Source organism: Streptomyces sp. NPDC043908, assembly GCF_056435525.1.
In genome coordinates this window covers 359,504-380,300 of the sequence record NZ_JBWKEI010000008.1, presented here as the reverse complement: position 1 = coordinate 380,300, position 20,797 = coordinate 359,504, and the positions used below count along the sequence as shown (strand labels likewise).

General features: G+C 72.9%; 13 protein-coding genes and 1 pseudogene. 4 read left to right on the top strand and 10 right to left on the bottom strand.

What is annotated here, in order from left to right:
* Positions 1-103: 103 nt before the first annotated feature.
* Positions 104-529: pseudogene (locus AC069K_RS20230) on the bottom strand (Rv3235 family protein); the annotation flags it as partial.
* Positions 530-796: 267 nt separating this feature from the next.
* Between AC069K_RS20230 and AC069K_RS20225 the strand changes: the two are divergent.
* Both AC069K_RS20225 and AC069K_RS20220 read left to right on the top strand, forming a co-directional pair.
* The gene (locus tag AC069K_RS20225; protein WP_365106918.1) at positions 797-1,303 is read left to right on the top strand and encodes a DUF6912 family protein; all 507 of its coding nucleotides are present in this window, start codon (positions 797-799) and stop codon (positions 1,301-1,303) included.
* A gap of 79 nt (positions 1,304-1,382) precedes the next feature.
* The gene (locus AC069K_RS20220; RefSeq protein ID WP_365106920.1) at positions 1,383-2,057 is read left to right on the top strand and encodes an HAD family hydrolase; all 675 of its coding nucleotides are present in this window, start codon (positions 1,383-1,385) and stop codon (positions 2,055-2,057) included.
* A gap of 183 nt (positions 2,058-2,240) precedes the next feature.
* On the opposite strand, the gene AC069K_RS20215 is transcribed toward AC069K_RS20220, so the two are convergent.
* Complete coding sequence (locus tag AC069K_RS20215; RefSeq protein WP_358836964.1) at positions 2,241-2,807, bottom strand: DJ-1/PfpI family protein; 567 nt, start codon at positions 2,805-2,807, stop codon at positions 2,241-2,243.
* A gap of 503 nt (positions 2,808-3,310) precedes the next feature.
* Between AC069K_RS20215 and AC069K_RS20210 the strand changes: the two genes are divergently transcribed.
* A complete protein-coding gene (locus AC069K_RS20210; RefSeq protein WP_478618063.1) occupies positions 3,311-8,281 on the top strand; it encodes an NAD-glutamate dehydrogenase in 4,971 nt (1,656 codons plus the stop codon).
* 96 nt (positions 8,282-8,377) lie between these two features.
* Here the strand turns inward: AC069K_RS20210 and AC069K_RS20205 are convergent, their stop codons facing one another.
* From AC069K_RS20205 to AC069K_RS20185, 5 genes are all read right to left on the bottom strand, one after another.
* Entirely contained in the window at positions 8,378-10,345 is a 1,968-nt protein-coding gene (locus tag AC069K_RS20205; RefSeq protein WP_478618060.1) for a serine/threonine-protein kinase, read from the bottom strand.
* 62 nt (positions 10,346-10,407) lie between these two features.
* On the bottom strand, positions 10,408-11,445 hold the full coding sequence (locus AC069K_RS20200; RefSeq protein ID WP_478618057.1) for a serine/threonine-protein kinase: 1,038 nt from the start codon (positions 11,443-11,445) through the stop codon (positions 10,408-10,410).
* 67 nt (positions 11,446-11,512) lie between these two features.
* Positions 11,513-12,769 (bottom strand): glycosyltransferase 87 family protein, encoded by a 1,257-nt coding sequence (locus AC069K_RS20195; RefSeq protein ID WP_478618054.1) that lies wholly within the window; start codon positions 12,767-12,769, stop codon positions 11,513-11,515.
* 70 nt (positions 12,770-12,839) lie between these two features.
* Positions 12,840-13,646, bottom strand: a complete 807-nt coding sequence (locus tag AC069K_RS20190) for an ABC transporter ATP-binding protein (protein ID WP_478618051.1) — start codon at positions 13,644-13,646, stop codon at positions 12,840-12,842.
* A complete protein-coding gene (locus tag AC069K_RS20185; protein ID WP_478618049.1) occupies positions 13,639-14,580 on the bottom strand; it encodes an ABC transporter permease in 942 nt (313 codons plus the stop codon). The genes AC069K_RS20190 and AC069K_RS20185 overlap by 8 nt, the downstream gene beginning before the upstream one ends.
* A gap of 238 nt (positions 14,581-14,818) precedes the next feature.
* Here AC069K_RS20185 and AC069K_RS20180 point away from each other — a divergent pair, with 238 nt between their 5' ends.
* Positions 14,819-15,445, top strand: a complete 627-nt coding sequence (locus AC069K_RS20180) for a TetR/AcrR family transcriptional regulator (RefSeq protein WP_478618046.1) — start codon at positions 14,819-14,821, stop codon at positions 15,443-15,445.
* A 78-nt stretch (positions 15,446-15,523) separates the two neighbouring features.
* On the opposite strand, the gene AC069K_RS20175 is transcribed toward AC069K_RS20180, so the two are convergent.
* From AC069K_RS20175 to AC069K_RS20165, 3 genes are all read right to left on the bottom strand, one after another.
* Positions 15,524-17,095, bottom strand: coding sequence for a hypothetical protein (locus tag AC069K_RS20175; RefSeq protein WP_478618043.1), 1,572 nt, complete (start codon positions 17,093-17,095; stop codon positions 15,524-15,526).
* Positions 17,096-17,403: 308 nt separating this feature from the next.
* Positions 17,404-19,647, bottom strand: a complete 2,244-nt coding sequence (locus tag AC069K_RS20170) for a bifunctional glycosyltransferase/CDP-glycerol:glycerophosphate glycerophosphotransferase (protein ID WP_478618040.1) — start codon at positions 19,645-19,647, stop codon at positions 17,404-17,406.
* Positions 19,648-19,857: 210 nt separating this feature from the next.
* Complete coding sequence (locus tag AC069K_RS20165) at positions 19,858-20,736, bottom strand: carbohydrate ABC transporter permease (protein ID WP_478618037.1); 879 nt, start codon at positions 20,734-20,736, stop codon at positions 19,858-19,860.
* Between the last annotated feature and the right edge of the window lie 61 nt (positions 20,737-20,797).

Genomic DNA, 20,797 nt, shown 5'->3' with positions numbered 1-20,797 from the left:
AAAGGACAAGAAAGAGAGGGGTGGCGGCCAAAAAAAGAGGGGGGTCACGGCGTGTTGGGGGGGGTTTTTGTGGGGGGTGGGGGAGGGGACCAGGGTGGTTCCCCCCCCCCACTTCTACTGCCGCGCACCGCCAGCGCAGGTCGGCGCCCTGCTCCAGGCGGAAGGCCATGGCGCGTACGTGGTCGCCGGCGCCGATGCGCGCGAAGGCCTCGATGACGCCCGGCCGGGGCACGTACTCGTCGCAGTGGCGCACCACCGGCCGGCACGAGGCCCGCAGCGGGCTGGCCGGGGCCAGGAGCACCAGCTGCTCGTACGCCTCGCCGACGGTGTGGCCCAGCATCCAGTGGACCGGGCGGTGGCCGCTGAGGACGGCGAGCAGGCGCTCGGCGAACCAGTAGCGCGGCAGCCGCTGGCGCCGGGAGTAGGCGGAGACGGCGGCGGTCCTGCCGGGTCCCACGCGGTCGCCGCGGCCCGCGGGCCGGGTGCTGTCGGTCCGCGCGGCCGTCCTCGTCCTGTCGGTCCTGTTCATCTCCGTCGCCCCCTTTGATACCGGCCAGTAGCTTTCTGTTGGGGATCTTGTACGGGGGTGGCGGCGCCGGTCGCAAGGGCGGCGGCAGGGGCGTGGCGGGGCCCGGGAGGTTCACCTATCCGGGTGATCCGGGGCCGTGCGGGGCCGGTGGCGCCGGGGCATCCGTCGCCCGGCGTCCCGGGGCCGCCGAGGCCGTCCGGGCAACCCGAAGGGGGACTCCCACACGTATCCTGAGGGCGTCTTCCGAGCAGAAAAGAGCGGCCTGCCATGCGCGTGTACCTCCCCCTGACCCTCCCCGGGCTCGCGACGGCGCACGCGGCGGGAGAGCTCGGGCCCGGCCCGCTGACCGCCTACGCCGTCACGCCCGGGCTGCGCGAGTGGTACGTCTCGGACGACATCGAGGAGCTGGAGTACGCGGCGCTGAGCCGGGCCGCGGCGGCGTCGCTCCGGCTGCTCGCCGTGGACCCGGGGGCCGCCAGGCGCCGTGTCGTGGTCGCCGTGGACGTGCCCGACGGCGCCGCCTCGGCCGACCCGGACCGCGGCCTGGACGCGAGCGCGCTGGGCGAGGTGCGGATCGCGGGCGCGGTGCCGCTGGCCAAGGCCGCGGCGGTACACGTGGACGCCGACGACGCGGTCACCGACGTCGCCGCGGCGGCCGACGCGCTGGGCGCGGCGGACCAGGGCGACGACGACGCCCAGTTCACGGTCGACGGCGCCGAGGACCACGAACTGCTGTGGTTCGGGGTGCAGGAGATCCCCAACCTCATCGGCTGACACCCCGCTGACCTGCGCTCTCGACCAGATCCGGGGCGCGGGCGGATCCGTTGTCAGTGGCGCTGGGTACCGTTCTCGCATGGGGAAGCGCACGACGCATCTGGTCTGGGACTGGAACGGCACACTGCTCGACGACATCGCGACGGTCATCGAGGCGACCAACGCCGCCTTCGCGGAACTCGGCCTCGCGCCGATCACGCTGGAGCGCTACCGCGAGCTGTACTGCGTGCCGATACCCCGCTTCTACGAGCGGCTGATGGGGCGGCTGCCGACCGAGGCGGAGTGGCTCGTGATGGACGACGCGTTCCACAAGCACTACTGGCTCCGGGCGGACGCCTGCGCGCTCACGGCGGGCGCGGCCGAACTGCTCGCCGCGCGGCGGGCGGCCGGGCTCAGCCAGTCGCTGCTGTCGATGGCGCCGCACGAGCACCTGGTGCCGATCGTGCGGCGGCACGGCATCACCGAGCACTTCGTGCGGGTGGACGGGCGCACCGGTCCCTCGCACGGCAGCAAGGCCGAGCACATGGTGCGGCATCTGACCCTGCTGCGCGAGGCGGGCGAGGGCATATCCCCGGACCGCATCGTGGTGATCGGGGACGCGGTGGACGACGCCGTGGCGGCTGCCCATGTGGGCGCGCGGGCGGTGCTGTACACCGGGGGGTCGCACAGCCGTGCCAGCCTCGCGCTGGCGGGCGTGCCGGTGGTGGACACGCTGGCGGAAGCGGTCGAGACGGCGGAGGCGCTGGCGGGCTGAGGGCCCTCCTGCCGTACGCGGGCGGACGGGACCGTCAGCCGGGCCGCCGCCACCCGTGCGCGATGCCCTCGGGCGCCTCGCACGGGCCCTACGGGGCCGCCCAGGCGTGCCCGCGCCGGGCCCAGCCGGCCGCGCCGGGCCGAGCCGGCCCGTGCCCGACCGGACCGCGTCCGCGCCCGAGTCCTACGTCACCGGCGCCTTCGCCCGCAGCACCGTGAGGAACTCCCGCATCCAGGTGGAGTGGTCCGGCCAGGCGCGGGCGGAGACCAGGGTGCCGTCGACGACCGTTTCCGCGTCGCGGAAGTCGGCCCCGGCGGCCTGCATGTCGAGTTCGAGGGCGGGGTACGCGGTGACCCGGCGGCCGCTGAGGCCGCCGATCGCCGCCGTCAGGAGGGGGCCATGACAGATCTGGGCGACCGGCTTGTCCGTGTCGAAGAAGGCCTTGAGGAGTTTGCGCAGCTCGGGGTCGTTGCGCAGGTACTCCGGCGCCCGGCCGCCCGGGATCACCAGGGCGGCGTACTGGCCGGGATCGACTTCCGAGAAGGCCAGGTCGGCCGGCCAGGTGTAGCCCGGCTTTTCGGTGTAGGTGTCGAAGCCCGGCTCGAAGTCGTGGACGACGAACTGGAGCTTCTTGCGGGCGGGGGCGGCGATGTGGACGTCGTAGCCTTCCTCGCGCAGCCGCTGGTAGGGGTAGAGGACCTCCAGCGACTCCGCCGCGTCGCCGGTCACGATCAGGATCTTGGCTGCCATCGGTGCTCCCGGAGTCGACCGTGCGTGCCTGGCTCGTACAGGGTGCGCGGGGCGCGTCGCCCCGCTGTTCCTCGGGCTGTGCGGGGTGCGGCGCGCGGTGCCGCGAGGCGTACCGCGCGTACGGGGCCAACGTGCCCCGGTCCGGCCGGTTTGCCAAGAGGGCGTCAGGGCGGCGCGCGTCGCTGTCCAGAGTGTCAAACTTCGGTCCCCGGTTTTGTACACATACGGCTCATGACGGTTCGGGGGGGCGGGGCGATAGCCTTGACCCGTGATCAGCGCGATATCCCGCAGGGGCACTGCCGCCCCTGCCCTGCGCCCGGAGTGCCACAGTGCCCGGGCCCTCGCTGATTCCCGTATCCCGGGCCCTTCGCCGAAAATGGCCAATAACGACCCGGGCATCTCTCATCGCGGCATAACGTCGACTCCGACCGGACACCCCGCGTCGTGGCGTTGCGCCGCTTCTACCTACGTCACGCAATGGCGCGCGACAGGAGCCAGAGGACATGCAGACCAAGCTGGACGAAGCCAAGGCCGAGCTGCTCGCACGGGCGGCCCGGGTAGCTGAGAACAGCCCGGTGGGGGGCCCCGGCGGTCTGGGGGGCGCCCCCCAGGACCGGGAAGCCACCATCGGGGCCGCGGGGGAGGAAGGTCCTGCCCGGGACGCCGTCCTCGGGTACCTCCAGCGCTACTACCTGCACACCGCTCCCGAGGACCTGGCCGACCGCGACCCGGTCGACGTCTTCGGCGCAGCCCTGTCGCACTACAGGTTGGCTGAAAACCGCCCCCAGGGCACGGCGAGCGTGCGGGTGCACACTCCGACGGTCGAGGAGAACGGCTGGACGTGCAGCCACTCGGTCGTGGAGGTCGTGACCGACGACATGCCCTTCCTGGTGGACTCGGTCACCAACGAGCTCTCCCGCCAGAACCGCGGCATCCACGTCGTGATCCACCCGCAGGTGGTGGTCCGCCGTGACGTGACCGGCAAGCTCATCGAGGTCCTGGACGCCCCCGCGCAGGCCGGCGGTCTGCCGCACGACGCGCTCGTCGAGTCCTGGATCCACGTCGAGATCGACCGCGAGACCGACCGCGCCGACCTCAAGCAGATCACCGCCGACCTGCTGCGGGTGCTCTCCGACGTCCGGGAGGCCGTCGAGGACTGGGAGAAGATGCGCGACGCCTCGCTGCGCATCGCCGACGAGCTCCCCAAGGAGCCCAAGGCGGGCGATCTGCGCGACGAGGAGGTGGACGAGGCCCGGGAGCTGCTGCGCTGGCTCTCCGACGACCACTTCACCTTCCTCGGCTACCGCGAGTACGAGCTGCGCGAGGACGACTCGCTGGCGGCCGTGCCCGGCACCGGCCTCGGCATCCTGCGCTCCGACCCGCAGCACGGCGGCGACGACAGCCACCCGGTCAGCCCGTCCTTCGAGCGGCTGCCCGCCGACGCGCGCGCCAAGGCCCGCGAGCACAAGCTCCTGGTGCTCACCAAGGCCAACAGCCGGGCCACCGTGCACCGCCCCTCCTACCTCGACTACGTCGGCGTGAAGAAGTTCGACGACGAGGGCAACGTGGTCGGCGAGCGCCGCTTCCTCGGCCTGTTCTCCTCGGCCGCGTACACCGAGTCGGTCCGCCGCGTCCCCGTCGTGCGCCGCAAGGTCGCCGAGGTGCTGCGCGGCGCCGGGTTCTCGCCCAACAGCCACGACGGCCGCGACCTGCTCCAGATCCTGGAGACCTACCCGCGCGACGAGCTGTTCCAGACCCCGGCCGACCAGCTGCGCTCCATCGTCACCTCCGTGCTCTACCTCCAGGAGAGGCGCCGGCTGCGCCTCTACCTGCGCCAGGACGAGTACGGGCGCTACTACTCGGCGCTGATCTACCTGCCCCGCGACCGCTACACCACGGGCGTGCGGCTGCGGCTCATCGACATCCTCAAGGAGGAGCTCGGCGGCATCAGCGTCGACTTCACCGCCTGGAACACCGAGTCGATCCTCTCCCGGCTCCACTTCGTGGTGCGGGTGCCCGCGGGTACCGAGCTGCCCGACCTCACCGACGCCGACACCGAGCGCATCGAGGCCCGGCTGGTGGAGGCCGCCCGCTCCTGGGCGGACGGCTTCTCCGACGCGCTGAACGCCGAGTGCGGCGAGGAGCGCGCCGCCGAGCTGCTGCGCCGCTACGGCCACGCCTTCCCCGAGGGCTACAAGGCGGACCACTCGCCGCGCGCGGCCGTCGCCGACCTGGTCCACCTGGAACAGCTCACCCACGGCCGCAAGGACTTCGCGCTCTCGCTGTACGAGCCGGTGGGCGCGGCCCCCGGCGAGCGCCGGTTCAAGATCTACCGCATCGGCGAGCAGGTCTCGCTCTCGGCCGTGCTGCCGGTCCTCCAGCGCCTGGGCGTGGAGGTCACCGACGAGCGCCCCTACGAGCTGCGGTGCGCCGACCGCACGCACGCGTGGATCTACGACTTCGGCCTGCGCCTGCCCAAGAAGATCATCGGCACCGGCGACTACCTCGCGGACGACGCCCGCGAGCGCTTCCAGGAGGCCTTCGCCGCCACCTGGACCGGCGCCGCCGAGAACGACGGCTTCAACTCGCTGGTGCTGCGCGCCGGGCTCAACTGGCGCCAGGCGATGGTGCTGCGCGCCTACGCCAAGTACCTGCGCCAGGCCGGTTCGACCTTCAGCCAGGACTACATGGAGGACACCCTCCGCGACAACGTCCACACCACCCGGCTGCTGGTCTCGCTCTTCGAGGCGCGGATGTCGCCGGGCCGCCAGAGCGCGGGCACCGAGCTCATCGACGGACTGCTCGAAGAGCTGGACGGGGCGCTCGACCAGGTCGCCTCGCTCGACGAGGACCGCATCCTGCGCTCCTTCCTCACCGTCATCAAGGCGACGCTGCGCACGAACTACTTCCAGAAGAACGCCGAGGGCAACCCCCACGCGTACGTCTCGATGAAGTTCGACCCGCAGGCGATCCCGGACCTGCCGGCGCCCCGCCCGGCGTTCGAGATCTGGGTGTACTCGCCCCGCGTCGAGGGCGTCCACCTGCGCTTCGGCAAGGTCGCGCGCGGTGGTCTGCGCTGGTCCGACCGGCGTGAGGACTTCCGTACGGAGATCCTCGGCCTGGTCAAGGCGCAGATGGTGAAGAACACCGTCATCGTGCCGGTCGGCGCCAAGGGCGGCTTCGTCGCCAAGCAGCTCCCGGACCCGTCCGTGGACCGCGACGCGTGGCTGGCCGAAGGCATCGCCTCGTACAAGACGTTCATCTCGGCGCTGCTCGACATCACCGACAACCTGGTGGCGGGCGAGGTCGTGCCGCCGGCCGACGTGGTGCGCCACGACGAGGACGACACCTACCTGGTGGTCGCCGCCGACAAGGGCACCGCGACCTTCTCGGACATCGCCAACGACGTGGCGATCAGCTACGACTTCTGGCTCGGTGACGCGTTCGCCTCCGGCGGCTCCGCCGGATACGACCACAAGGGCATGGGCATCACCGCGCGCGGTGCCTGGGAGTCCGTCAAGCGGCACTTCCGCGAGCTCGGCCACGACACCCAGAGCGAGGACTTCACGGTCGTCGGCGTCGGTGACATGTCCGGTGACGTGTTCGGCAACGGCATGCTGCTCTCCGAGCACATCCGCCTGGTCGCCGCCTTCGACCACCGCCACATCTTCATCGACCCCAGCCCGGACGCGGCCGTCTCCTACGCCGAGCGCCGCCGCCTCTTCGACCTGCCGCGCAGCTCCTGGGCGGACTACAACAAGGAGCTGCTGTCCGTCGGCGGCGGCATCCACCCGCGTACGGCCAAGTCGATCCCGGTCAACGCGCAGATGCGCGCGGCCCTGGGCATCGAGGGCGGCGTCACCAAGCTGACGCCCGCCGAGCTGATGCAGGCGATCCTCAAGTCGCCGGTGGACCTGCTGTGGAACGGCGGCATCGGTACGTATGTGAAGTCCTCCGCCGAGTCCAACGCGGACGTCGGCGACAAGGCCAACGACGCGATCCGCGTCAACGGCGAGGACCTGCGGGTCAAGGTCGTCGGCGAGGGCGGCAACCTGGGTCTGACCCAGCTCGGCCGGATCGAGTTCGACCGCAACGGCGGCAAGGTCAACACCGACGCGATCGACAACAGCGCGGGCGTGGACACCTCCGACCACGAGGTGAACATCAAGATCCTGCTCAACGGTCTGGTCACGGACGGCGACATGACCGTCAAGCAGCGCAACAAGATCCTCGCCCAGATGACCGACGAGGTCGGCCACCTGGTCCTGCGCAACAACTACGCGCAGAACACCGCCCTGGCCAACGCGGTCGCGCAGTCGCCGTCGCTGCTCCACGCCCACCAGCGGTTCATGCGCCGCCTCGGGCGCGACGGCCACCTGGACCGGGCGCTGGAGTTCCTGCCGACCGACCGCCAGATCCGCGAGCTGCTGAACAACGGGCGCGGCCTCAGCCAGCCCGAGCTCGCCGTGCTGCTCGCCTACACCAAGATCACGGTGGCCGACGAGCTGATCCACACGGACCTGCCGGACGACCCGTACCTGCAGAAGCTGCTCCACGCCTACTTCCCGAAGCAGCTGCGGGAGAAGTTCCCCGAGGCCATCGACGGCCACGCGCTGCGCCGCGAGATCGTCACCACGGTCCTGGTCAACGACACGGTGAACACCGGCGGTTCGACCTTCCTGCACCGGCTGCGGGAGGAGACCGGCGCGTCCATGGAGGAGATCGTCCGGGCGCAGACCGCGGCCCGCGAGATCTTCGGCCTGAGCGCGGTGTGGGAAGCGGTGGAGGCGCTGGACAACCAGGTCGACGCCGACGTCCAGACCCGTATCCGGCTCCACTCGCGCCGGCTCGTCGAGCGTGGCACGCGCTGGCTGCTCAACAACCGGCCGCAGCCGCTCCAGATCGCCGAGACCATCACGGACTTCGCCGAGGGCGTCGAGAAGGTCTGGGGCGAGCTGGCGAACCTGCTCAAGGGCGCCGACCTGGAGTGGTACCAGTCGATCCTGGACGAGCTCACCGAGGCCGGGGTGCCGGACGAGCTCGCGCGCCGGGTCGCCGGGTTCTCCTCCGCGTTCCCCTCGCTGGACGTGGTGGCGATCTCGGGCCGTACCGGCAAGGACCCGCTGGCGGTCGCCGAGGTGTACTACGACCTCGCGGACCGGCTGCGGATCACCCAGCTGATGGACCGGATCATCGAGCTGCCGCGGGCCGACCGCTGGCAGTCCATGGCCCGCGCCTCCATCCGCGAGGACCTGTACGCGGCGCACGCGGGCCTCACGCAGGACGTGCTCGCGGCCGGTGACGGCGTCGCGTCGCCCGAGCAGCGCTTCAAGGCCTGGGAGGAGAAGAACGCGGCGATCCTCGGCCGCGCCCGCACCACCCTGGAGGAGATCCAGGGCTCGGACGCCTTCGACCTGGCGAACCTGTCGGTCGCGATGCGGACGATGCGGACGCTGCTGCGCACGCACAGCTAGGCGCTTCGCCGCGCAAGGGGGCGCCCACCGTGTGGTGGGCGCCCCCTTGCGTCTGTCGGCTTCGGCCACAGGCTTCCTCGGGCGGCTTCGCCCAGGTCAGCGCGTCGCCTTCCAGAGCGTGACCGTGCCCTCGAACGTCGGGATGTTCTTGTCCGTGGACGGCGTCACCTTGGTGATCTGCCACATGGCCAGATTGCCCTTGGTGGTCAGCGAGCACATGGTGTCGCCCGCCTTGATCAGGTGGTCGTCGTTGAGCGCCTGGGCCGAGGCGGAGTTGGGCAGCGGGTTCTGGAGGGCGCCGTCGCGGCACGCCTCGGGCGTGGTGCCGTTCGCCTTGCCCAGCGCCTGCTTGAAGTCCAGCCGGTCGTCGCGCGCCTCGAACTCGGTGTTGTCGTAGGCGAGCTTGCCCGTCGGGTCCACGGCCGGCACATCGAAGTCGATCTGCGTGGTGGCGAGCGACTCCGGGGTCCGTACGGTGATCGGCTTGTCCTGGAAGACCACCGTGTACGTGACGTTGGCGGGCGGGACCGAACTGTCGTCGCTCGGAGCGTCCGAGGGCGTGGCGGCGACGGGGGACTGCTTCGGCGGGTTCTTCCTGCCGACGGGCGACGACGAGGAGCCGCCGCCCTTGGCCTGGTCACCGTCGTCGTCCTTCTTGGTGAGCCAGACCGCGGCGGCGGCACCCGCGCCGACCGCCACGACCAGGGTGGCCGCCATCAGGACGGTACGGAGCCGGCGCCTGGGCTTCTTCTGCGGCGCGGTCGGCGCCGGGGCCTGGGAGTGCGGGGCCTGGGCATGGTGGGCCTGGCCGTGCGGGGCCTGGGCGTGGTGGGCCTGGCCGTGCGGGTGGACGGAGGGCTGCTGCGCCGTGCCGTAGCCCTGCCCGTACGCCGTGTCGTACGGGGCGCCGTACGCCGTCCCGTAGCCCGGGACGGACCCGGTCTGCGGGCCCGTCCCGGGCGCCATCTGGGGACCTGTCGCGGGACCCGTCTGCGGGGCCGCGGGCGGCGGCGCCGGGGTGGCCGGAGGCGGTGTCCGCGGGGCCGTCTGCGGCGGGGCCGGGGGCATCGCCGGGGAAGCCGGGGAGGTGGTGGGCGGCAGCGGGGGCTGGGCCGGGGTGGGCTTCGGGGGCGTCGCGGCGGCCTGCTCGCTGCGGGCGATCTCCGCCGCCAACGCCTCCGGCAGCCAGCCGTTGAAGTCGCGCAGGGCGCGCCCGGACGCCTGCTCGCAGAGCGGGGCCAGGTCGGCCGGGGTGATGCGCTGCGCCGGATCGGCGGTCAGCGTGCACTCGAGGAGCGGGCGCAGCTCCGCCGGGTAGCCGCTCAGGTCCGGCGGGCGGTGGGCGGAGTTGGCGATCTGCGCGGCCACGGTGATGGCGCCGCCGTCGCCGTACGGGTGGCGGCCGGTGGCCGCGACGGCCGCGATCAGACCGAGCGAGAACACGTCGGTGGCGGACGTGAGCGGCTCGCCCAGCGCGTGCTCGGGCGACATGTACTGCGGCGTGCCGATCATGCCGCCGCTCGCGGTGAGCTGGGTGGCGTCGGCGGCGCGCGCGATGCCGAAGTCGATCACGTACGGGCCGCCGGAGCCGAGCAGGACGTTGCTGGGCTTCAGGTCGCGGTGGATGACCCCGGCGGCGTGGACGGCGGTCAGCGCCTGGGCGGCGCAGCCGACGAGCTGGAAGACGGCGGGCAGCGGCAGCGGGCCGAACGAGGTCAGCGCGTCGTGCAGGGAGAGGCCCGGCACGTACTGCGTGGCGAGCCAGGGCTGGGCGCCGCTGGTGTCGTGGTCCACCACCGGAACGATGTGGTAGCCCTGCACCCGGCGGGCGGCCTGCACCTCCTGCTCGAAGCGGCGCCGGAAGTCGGCGTCCTGCCCGTACTCCCGGCGGATCACCTTGAGCGCGACCGGCTGGCCGCCGCGGGTGTGCGAGAGGTAGACCGTGCCCATGCCGCCTTCGCCGATGCGGGCGAGGAGCTGGTAGCCGGCGGTCTCGCGCGGGTCCTCGGGTCCCAGTGGCCTGAGTGTGTCGCCGGATCTGCTGATGGTTCCTCCCCCGTCCATGGCACCCGACGTGCCGTCAACTGCTGCGGGCGCAGAGCCTACGCGGGCGGCCGCCGCCGGTACTACTCAGCTTCGGAACGCCTGCTCCCGCGCACCCGCCGGATGAACTCGGCCGCGTCGGCGTCGCGGACGGTCAGGGGCGCGGTCGGGGGCACCGCCGGGACCGTGGGCGCGTCCGGCAGCGCCATCCGCAGCCTCGCCGCCGTCTCGGTCGCGCCGATCGCGGCCAGATGCGGCGCGGGCAGCCAGCCCGCGAAGTCCAGCGGGCCCCGGCCGGACAGCCGGCGGCACAGCGTCGCCAACTCGGCCGCGCCGGGCCGCTCTTCGGGCCGGGCGGCCAGACAGAGCCGGAGCACCTCGCGCAGCGGTTCGGGGTACGGCGCGAGGTCCGGCGGCTCGCGGTCGGTGCCCGCGATGCGCGCGGCGACCGCGAGGGCGCTGCCCCGTCCGTACGGATGCTGCCCGGTGGCGGCGAGGCCGGCGAGCAGTCCGAGAGCGAACACGTCGGCAGCGGGAGTGAGTTCGCGGCCCAGGGCGTGCTCGGGTGACATGTACTTCGGGGTGCCCACCAGCCGTCCGGTGGTGGTGAGCCGGACCGCCCCGGCGGCCTTGGCTATGCCGAAGTCGAGCAGCCAGGGGCCGTCGGCGGCGAGCAGCAGGTTCCCGGGCTTCACATCGCGGTGGATCACCCCGGCGTGGTGCACGCAGTCCAGTGCGCGGGCCGCGCAGGCGAGCAGGTGCAGCACGGCTTCGGGCGGCAGCGGTCCATGAGCCTGAAGAGCGTCGTCCAGCGGGACGCCCGGTATGTAGCGGGTGGCGAGCCAGGGGCGGGGGCCCTGCGCCGAGTGGTCCAGGACAGGGGCGACATGTGCCCCGTACACCCGCTGGGCGGCCTCGACCTCGCGCGCGAAGCGGCGGCGGAACTCCTCGTTCTCCGCATACTCCCTGCGGATCAGTTTCAGCGCCACCGGCTGGCTGCCCCGGGTGCGGGTGAGATAGACGGTGCCCATGCCGCCCTCGCCTATGCGGGCCTCCAGGACATAGCCGGAGATCTGGCGCGGGTCGTCCGCGCGCAGCGGCGGAAAACGGGTGTCGGACACCACGATCCCCCTTCCCCCAGGGCCTCTTGCGGCGCTACCGAGGCCTTCGTGCCGATGGGGAACGAGACTATCGCGGCCCACTGACAGCGGAGGGCACGGTCGTCGCCGTCCACAGCCTGCGGCACGAGAGCAGCGCGGCGGCCAGCAGCAGCGCGTTGCGCAGGACCATCAGCGAGGTGCCGACCGGGGTCCCGGCCATGACCTGGTCGTACAGGGTCGGGAAGGCTAGGGCGCTCAACGCGGCGGCGGGCAGCATCAGGAGCGCGACGGGCCGCTGGCTGGTCTGCCGGGAGGTCAGGCACACGGCGGCCAGGCCGAGCAGCCAGACCAGGTACTGCGGGCTGATCACCCGGCTGGTGACGGTGAAGAGCAGCACCGCGCACAGGGCCGCGTCCGCCGGAGTGGCCGCCGTCCAGCGGCGCGCCCTGACCCGCCACAGCAGCAGCCAGCAGAAGGCGAGCGCGGTCAGGGCGAGGGCGAGCCCGGCCACGGAGGAGACGTACGGGCCGGTGAACTCCATGGCGCCGTACCGGTAGACGACGCGGCCCGGCCAGTGCGCGAGGAGGTGTGCGAGCTGGAGGGCGGTGCCGCCGAGCGATTCGATCTGCACGCCCCGGCTGCCCTGCTGGCGCAGGAAGTCCAGGGTGTGGCTGAAGCCGAGGGCGAGCACGGCGAGCAGGGCGGCGGCCGCGCCGAGCGCCGCCGTCCACGACGCGCGCGTGGTGCGACCGCGCGGGGTGCCGATCAGGGCCAGCGCGGGCCACACCTTGACCAGCGCGCCGACTCCGGCGAGCGCCCCGCTCAGGCGCGGCGTGCGCCGTAGGCAGAGCAGGGCGGCCACGGCCGGGGCGGTGACCAGGACGTCGTAGCGGCCGTAGGGGAGGTGGAGCAGCAGCGGCAGGCCGCCGACCCAGGCCCAGACGCCCGCCGCGCTGCCTCCCGGGCGGGACCCGGCCCGTACGAGGGCGACGGTGATCAGCGCGTCGGCCGCCAGGGTGAGCCCGACGAACGCCTGGAAGAAGGTGAGGAACGGCAGCAGCGCGGGGGAGAGGATCACCACGCCGGCGCCCGGCGGGTACTGCCAGGTGGGGTCGCCGAACGGGAAGTGACCGGCGGTCAGCTGCCCGTACCACTGGCGGTACAGCACGTACACCTCGCCGCTGACCCCGCCGACGCCGATGGAGTCGTCGACGAGGAGGAACAGCATCAACGCGCGCGTGGCGAGCCAGGTGGCGGCGAGGGCGGCGTACCGGATGCGGCGGTCTGCGGCCCCGGGCCGGGGGGCGGTGGACGGAGTTTGGACACGCAGCTGCTGGGTCGTCATCGCCCAGAAGTTTAGTCCGTTTTGGGATATTTATTCGTACCGGTGTGACCCTAATTTTTCCGGTTGTGCATTATTTCTTTCCGGTGTACTCCTCGTACGCCGCGACCACCTCGTCGGCCGGGCCGTCCATCCGCAGGACTCCCGACTCCAGCCAGAGGGCCCGGTCGCAGGTCTGCTTGATGGCGCCGTTGCCGTGGCTCACCAGGAAGACCGTGCCCGCCTCGGCGCGCAGCTCCTCGATCCGCTCCCGGTTGCGCCGCTGGAAGCGGGCGTCGCCGGTGGACAGCGCCTCGTCGATCAGGAGGACGTCGTGGGACTTGGCGGCGGCGATGGAGAACCGCAGCCGGGCGCCCATGCCGGAGGAGTAGGTGCGCATCGGGAGCGAGATGAAGTCGCCCTTCTCGTTGATCCCGGAGAAGTCGACGATGTCGTCGTAGCGGTCCCTGACCTCCTCGCGGGACATGCCCATGGCGAGACCGCCGAGGGTGACGTTGCGTTCGCCGGTCAGGTCGTTCATCAGCGCCGCGTTGACGCCGAGCAGGGACGGCTGGCCCTGGGTGAAGATCCGGCCGCTCCTGGTCGGGAGCAGGCCCGCGACGGCCTTCAGGAGGGTGGACTTTCCCGAGCCGTTGGAGCCGATCAGGCCGATCGCCTCACCCTTGCGGGCGACGAAGCTGACGCCCTTGACGGCGTGCACCTCGCGGACGCCGGGGGTGGCCCTGCGGGAGGCGATCCGGCTGAGCGCGGAGGTCGCGCTGCCCCTTCCTTGGGAGGAGCCGCCGTTCACCCGGTAGACGACGTGGACCTGGTCGGCGATCACGGTGGGGGCGCCGAGCGCGGCGGCGGTGCCGGTCACGGCGGGAGTGCTGTCAGCCACGGCCGTACGTCTCCTCTGCCTTCCAGAAGTAGACGAACCCGGCGACGAGGGCGAGGAGCGCCCAGCCGCCCGCGACCGCCCACACGTGCGGCGGGAGCTGGGTCGCCTTGAAACTGTGGATCAGCGCGAAGCGCATCAGGTCGATGTAGACGGCCGCCGGGTTGTACTGGAGCACCTGCACCAGGCCGTGCGGCAGCGAGCTGCGGGTCATCAGCTGCGGCAGGCTCCACATGACGCCCGAGACGTACATCCAGGTGCGCAGGACGAACGGCATGAGCTGCGAGATGTCCGGGGTCCTGCTGGCGACGCGGGCCATGGCGAGCGAGAGGCCGGTGTTGAACATGGCCTGGAGGACCAGCACGGGCACGGCGATCAGCCAGGAGAGCCCCGGATAGACGCCGACGGCGACCAGGATCATGGCCAGTGCGGCGATGGAGAACAGCAGTTGCTGGAGCTGCTGGAGCGCCAGCGCGACGGGCAGGGACGCGCGCGGGAAGTGCAGGGCGCGCACCAGGCCCAGGTTGCCGGTGATCGCGCGCGTGCCCGACATGATCGAGTTGGCGGTGAAGGTCCAGATGAAGACGCCGGTCACCAGGAACGGGGTGTAGTCCGGGACGCCCTGCTTGGTGCCCATCAGGACGCCGAAGATGAAGTAGTAGACCGTCGCGTTGAGCAGCGGCGTCATCAGCTGCCAGATCTGGCCCAGCTTCGCCTCGCTGTACTGCGCGGTGAGCTTGGCGGTGGCGAACGCCGAGATGAAGTGGCGGCGCTCCCAGAGCTGGTGGACGTACTCCTTGAGCGAGGGCCGGGCGCCGCTGACCGTCAGGCCGTACTTGGCGGCCAGTTCGGCGGCGCTCAGGCCCTGGTCGGGATCGGCGGGCCGGGTGTCCTGCGCGGGGGCGGGCGGGGCCGGCGGTGCTGCGGTCTGGCTCACAACGGTCGCTTTCGACGTGGCTTCGCGGGCGGACGGACGGACGGGCTGTCGGGCCGGGCGGGGGCGCGCGGTCCGGCCCCGGGGTGTGTCTCCCGGCCGGGGGTGCCTTCGTGGCCGGGGCGTGGCCGGGTGGTGAACCCGGGGTGACGACGGGACGGGACCGTATCGTCGTCACGGCGAGAGTAGGACGCCCCGACGTCGCAACGCAACCGTCCCGTCGTATCGCTATGCTCACGACATGACCAACTCGGACGCCCCGGCCCCCGCCGAACCCCAGCGCCGTGCCCCGGCCGGCGCCGCCGTGCTGCGCTCGGACGTGACCGAGGCCATCCGCAAGGCCGTGTTCGAGGAGCTGGCGGCGGTCGGGTTCGCCCGGATGTCGATCGAGGGCATCGCGCGCCGCGCCGGAGTGGGCAAGACGGCCGTCTACCGCCGCTGGAAGTCCAAGCTGAGCCTGGTCCTCGACCTGGTGTCCGCCTTCGCCGCACAGGGCCTCCCGGTGCCGCACACCGGCTCGCTGTACGGGGACGTCCGGGCGCTGCTGGCGGTGGCGTCGCTCGCCCTGCGCCACCCGGTCGCCTCCCAGGTGATCCCGGACCTGCTGGTGGAGTCCGTCCGGCACCCGGAGATCGCCGACGCCATCAAGGAGGCGCTGCTCGACGGGCAGAAGGGCGTCGCGGCGGTCGTCGTGCGCGAGGCCGTGGAGCGCGGCGAGCTCCCCGGGGGCACCGACCCGGACCGCGCCCTCGACCTGATCGTGGGGCCGCTGTACTGGCGGCTTGTGGTGGTCCGGGGCGACCTGCCCAAGGGCTATCTGGACGATCTGGCCACGTCGGCGGTGGCGGCACTGAAGGCGACGGGCTGAGACTTCCCCCGGCCGCGGGCCGCCCGCCCCGCCCGGATGGTTCCCCCGGACGGCCGCCCTCCGGGCGCCGCGCCGCGCTCAGTACGCGACCCGGGCCAGCACCTCCCCGCTGCGCGGGCTGAACGCGACCACCACCGCCTCCTCGGGCAGGCGCTCCTTCGGTGTGAGCAGCAGCCAGCGCACTCCGTAGCGCCGGGCGATGGTCGCGCGCGCGTGGCGCGGCGTCGACGGGGACAGATAGCGCGCCACCGCCGCTTTGCGGCGCAGCCGTTCGGACTCCGCGAGCGCCGGGTCCGGCCAGACCGGGGCCACCAGGAAGGGTCCGTACCCGGGCAGGGAGCGCACTACGTAGTAGCCGTCCGCCAGCACCGTCTCCCCGGGCGGGATGTGCTGGGCGGCCCAGCCGTACGTGGCCCAGTGCGGCGGGCGCTCCACACTCCGTACGCCCAGGCTCGGCGCCACCGCTCCCGCCTGGGCCGAGACGAACCCGAGGCACGCCCCGGCCGCCGCGAGCGGGGCCAGGGCGCGGCGGGCCGCCGACCAGGGGCGCGGCCTGGCCACTTCGACGGCGAGCGCGACCTGCGCGGGCACCGGGGCGAGGGCGAGCAGCCGGCCGTAGGTGTAGTGGCCGCTGGCCCAGCCGTACAGGACGACCAGCGCGAACAGCAGGGTCATCAGCGCCAGCGGGTCGCGCCGGTCGCGGCGCAGGCGCAGCAGCAGGGCGGGGCCGCCGAGCAGCACCGCCAGCCAGTAGCGGCCGGTCAGATTTTCGTACAGGGCCCTGTGCATGGAATCGATGCCGGTGTCACCGACAAGTGTGAAGATGTCGCAGTACGGCCAGGTCACGGCCACCGCGAACGCGCCCGCCCCCGCCAGCGCCCAGTGGACGGCCGTCGCGCGGTTCCACGCCCCCTTCCGCGCGAGGGCGAGCCCGGCCGTGCCGATCACCGCGGCGATCGCGGTGATCGGGTGGACGAGGACGACCACGCCGGTGAGCACGCCGAGCGCGGCGTACTCCAGCGGGGCCGCCCGCCATCGGGCGGTCCGGGAGGAACGTGCCGTCAGCCGGCCCGCCAGGGCCCAGATGTGGAAGGTGAGTCCGATGGCGAAGGTACTGGGGTAGGACAGGTTGCCGGTCATGGAGAGCAGGCCGAGGAAGCCGCTCCACCAGGTCACCGCGGTGCCCCACAGCACCGACGAGAAGACCAGCGCGAACACCGGCGCCCACGCGCGCGGGGAGAACAGCCGGGTGAAGCGGCCGAGCCCGGTGATCAGGACCAGCAGGTTGAGCGGCCCGAAGAGCCGGACCACCATCCGGCCCGGCAGCCCGGTGAGGTGCGCGAACAGGCCCTGGACCACGGAGTACGGCGAGAAGTACGGGCTGCCCGCGCCCGGCAGGTCCGCCATCGGGTGGGCCGGGGCCAGCAGATCGGCCTTCAGACGCTCCACCACGGCGGCGTGCGTGCCCAGGTCGCAGCAGAACGGCACCCGCCAGGCCGCCGCCGACATCACCACCCAGAACACCCCGCCCAGCACGAAGTAGGGCGTGACGCGCCAGGTGGGGCCCGGGGGCGGCGCGTCGGCGGGGCGGGCGGCCGCGCGCCGGGGTGCCGGAAGCCGGGCGGGACCGGCGGGAGGAGAGGTGCGCACAGGTCATCGGTTCCTTGGGGGCGCTGATCCGCACCGGCATCCCATCTCCATCACCCGATCAGCAGCCCGCCGTCAGCCGGTCGAGGACCCGGGGCCGCCCGGGGAGCGGCGCGCGCGGGCGTCGCGACCGCCCCCACTGCCACGGCCCGCGCCCCGCCACCCGGATGGACGGGCCGAGGTGACCGCCCCCGCCTTCGGGGTTGAGCACGCGGGCGTCGCGACCGCCCCCGTCCGTCGGCGGGAGCGCGACCGCGCCCGTCCGCCGGCGGGAAGGTGGTCCCCGTGACCGGCGCGGGGCCCGAGGGGCGCTAGACCAGCCCCGCCGGTTCGCGCCGGGCCGCGGCCGCAGGCGCGGGCGCGGGGCGGCGGTCCTCCAGCGGCACCACCGGCGGCCGGCCGCCGCTCTGGTCGAGGAAGACCCGGCGCACCACCCGCTCCGCCGCGTGCCCGTCGTCGTGCGGACAGAACCTGGCCCGGAACGCGGCCCGCAGCTGGGCCGAGCGGGAGCCGCGCCAGTGGCCGGTGGAGAAGATGTCGATCAGCTCGTCCTCGGTGCGGGCGACCGCGCCCGGCGGGAAGGCCCGCAGGTCGAAGTAGGTGCCGCGGACCGCCTCGTAGGCTTCCCAGTCGTCGGCGTGGATGACGATCGGACGGTCCAGGTTGGCGTAGTCGAACATCAGTGAGGAGTAGTCGGTGACCAGCGCGTCGGCGGCCAGGCACAGCTGCTCGACCGACCGGTGCCCGCTGACGTCGATGATCCGCGGGTGCGTGACCTCGGCCAGCGGCGCGCCGTACGCGGGGTGGGCACGGGTGAGCAGCACGACGCCGGGGCCGAGGGTCCGGGCCACGCGCTCCAGGTCGAGGGGGCGGTGCTGGCCGCGCCGGTAGTCGCGGTGCGTCGGCGCGTACAGGACGGCGGTGGCGCCCGCGGGGATGCCCAGGCCGTCGCGGAGCCGGGCCACGTCCGCCGCGCTCGCCCGGTGGAAGACGTCGTTGCGCGGATAACCGTATTCGAGCGTGGTGCAACCCGAGGGGCGCGTGCGCTCCCAGGTGAGGGTGGAGTGGAGGTTGGCGGAGAGGCTGTAGTCCCACATGTCGCTGTCGGCGACCAGGGCGGCGAAGTCGGTGTCGCGGGCGGCCGCCGGACGGTCCATCAGGTCCAGGCCCATGGTCTTGAGCGGGGTGCCGTGATGGGTCTGGAGCAGCACCTGGCCCTTCCGCTTGACCAGCCGGCCGTCGAACTCCACGTTGCTGACCAGGTACGTGGCCCGGGCCAGCGCCGTCCAGTACGCGAAGGTGTCCGGCGCCACCCTGGCCGTCGCGGGCGGCACCGTGTGCAGGTGCGCGGGCGCCGCTACCCAGGTGGTGCGCACCCGGGGCACCAGCTCGCGCACCTTCGCCTCGATCGCGGCCGGGTTGCAGGCGTACCCCCCGTTCCCGTACGCGCTGAAGACCGCCTCGTCCCGCAGCGGCAGCCGCAGTTGGATCCGGTAGTGCAGGTGGAGCACTCCCGAGCGCAGGGCGCGGCCGAGCGCGCGCAGCGACCGTCGCGCGCGGGCGCGCACGGCGCCGAGCGCCTCAAGCCCCAGCAGAGCCCGGTGGGCGCCGAGCCGCACCAGGCCGTGCCGCACCCGGACGCGCAGGGTGCGCGGGCCGCCGCCGGGGACGCGGTGGCGGCGGTACTGGGCGCGGGCACGCCGGAAGAACTCGGCGCGGCTGCCGCGCGGCAGCCGCGCCCGGGTGGTGAACACGGCCAGGAAGTGGTCGGCCATCCGCCGGAACATCAGCGGGCGCAGCGAGGCCAGTTCGGGGCGCTCGTCGATGAACGCGAACACCCTCTCGTACTGCTCGAAGAGGTCGAAGTGGCGGCGGCCGGTGGTGGACAGCAAGCCGCCGTGGCGGCGTTCGCGGTGGTGGACGCAGACCCGGTCCAGGGTGGCGAGCGTCCCGGCGGCCATCAGCGCCGGATACGTCCACGGCACGTCCTCGTAGCAGCCGGTGGTGAAGCCGAGGCCCTGCTCCTCGACGAACGCGCGGCGGTACGCCTTGTTCCACACCGCGCCCGTGAGCCTGAGCAGCCCCGGCCGGTCCGCGAGCCGGAAGGTGGCGGGACCGGTCTCGGTGAGCTGCGCGGCGGCCGGGTCGCGGACCCGCTCGCCCGACGGGGACGTCCGCGCGTGGGCGTAGCGCGCGTGGTCGTAGACCAGCACGTCCGGGTCGCCGGTCTCCTTGAGCCGGTCCGCGACGGCCTGGAGGGCGCCCGGGGCGAGGGCGTCGTCGGCGTCGAGGAAGAGCACGTAGTCGCCGGTGGCGTGGGCGAGACCGGCGTTCCGGGCGGGGCCGGGGCCCGTGGTGGAGCCCAGGTGCAGGGCGGTGACGCGGCGGTCGCGGGCGGCGTGTTCGTCGAGGATCGCGCCGGACGCGTCCGGCGAGCAGTCGTCCACCGCGATCAGTTCCAGATCGTCGTACGACTGGCTCAGCACCGAGCCCAGACAGTCGTGGAGATGGGCCTGGACCTTGAACACGGGAACGATCACGCTGAACCGGGGCATGGCCCGTAGAACGGCGGATGGCGCGAACGGGTTACGCCGGGGAGGCACGCGGGGTGAAGCCGTGGCGCACGCTTGACGCGGGCGCCCGGACGCGGACACCCGAACGCGCCGCCCGGACGCGGACACCCGGACCGCGCCGCCCCAACCGTTTCGCCCGCACCCCGCCGCCCGGACCGCGTCGCCCCGACCGCGCCGCCGGGCCCTGGCCGGCTACTTGACGGCGCCCGCCATCACCCCCGAGACGAACTGCCGCTGGAACGCGAAGAAGACGGCCAGCGGGATGACCATGGAGACGAAGGCACCGGGCGCCAGGACGTCGATGTTGTTGCCGAACTGCCGTACCTGCTGCTGGAGGGCGACCGTGATCGGCGGGTGCTTGGAGTCCGCGAAGATCAGCGCCACCAGCATGTCGTTCCACACCCACAGGAACTGGAAGATGCCGAGCGAGGCGATCGCGGGGCCGCCCAGCGGCAGGACGACCCGGGTGAACAGGCGGACCTCGCCCGCCCCGTCGAGCCGCGCGGCCTCCAGGAGCTCCCGGGGGATCTCCGCGAAGAAGTTCCGCAGCAGGAAGATCGCGAAGGGCAGGCCGAAGGCGACGTGGAAGGTGATGACACCGACCGTGGTCTCGAAGATGCCGATCTTGCCGAAGAGCTTGGCGACGGGGACGAGGGCGACCTGGACGGGGACGACGAGCAGGCTCACCACGACCATGAACCACCAGTCCCGGCCCGGGAAGTCCATCCACGCGAAGGCGTATCCGGCGAACGAGCCGATGACGACGACCAGGACGGTCGCGGGCACGGTGATGATCACGGTGGACAGCAGCGAGTCGGTGATCGTGCTGTTGTCCAGCAGGCTGGAGTAGTTGTGGAAGGTGAGCTGGGAGGGCTCGGTGATGACCTTCCACCAGCCGCTGGCGGCGATGTCGGAGGAGCCGCGCAGCGAGGACAGCAGCAGCCCGACGGTCGGCATCAGCCAGAACAGCCCGACCAGGACGAGGAAGACGCGCAGCGCCCCGCCACCGGCCCGGGCGGCGATCCGGGCGGGCAGCGACTGCTTGGCCTTGACGACCCCCACGACTGTCATCGCCCGGCCTCCCGCCGCATCCCGCGGATGTTGCTGTGCTGTCCCGGGGGGCGACCCCCGG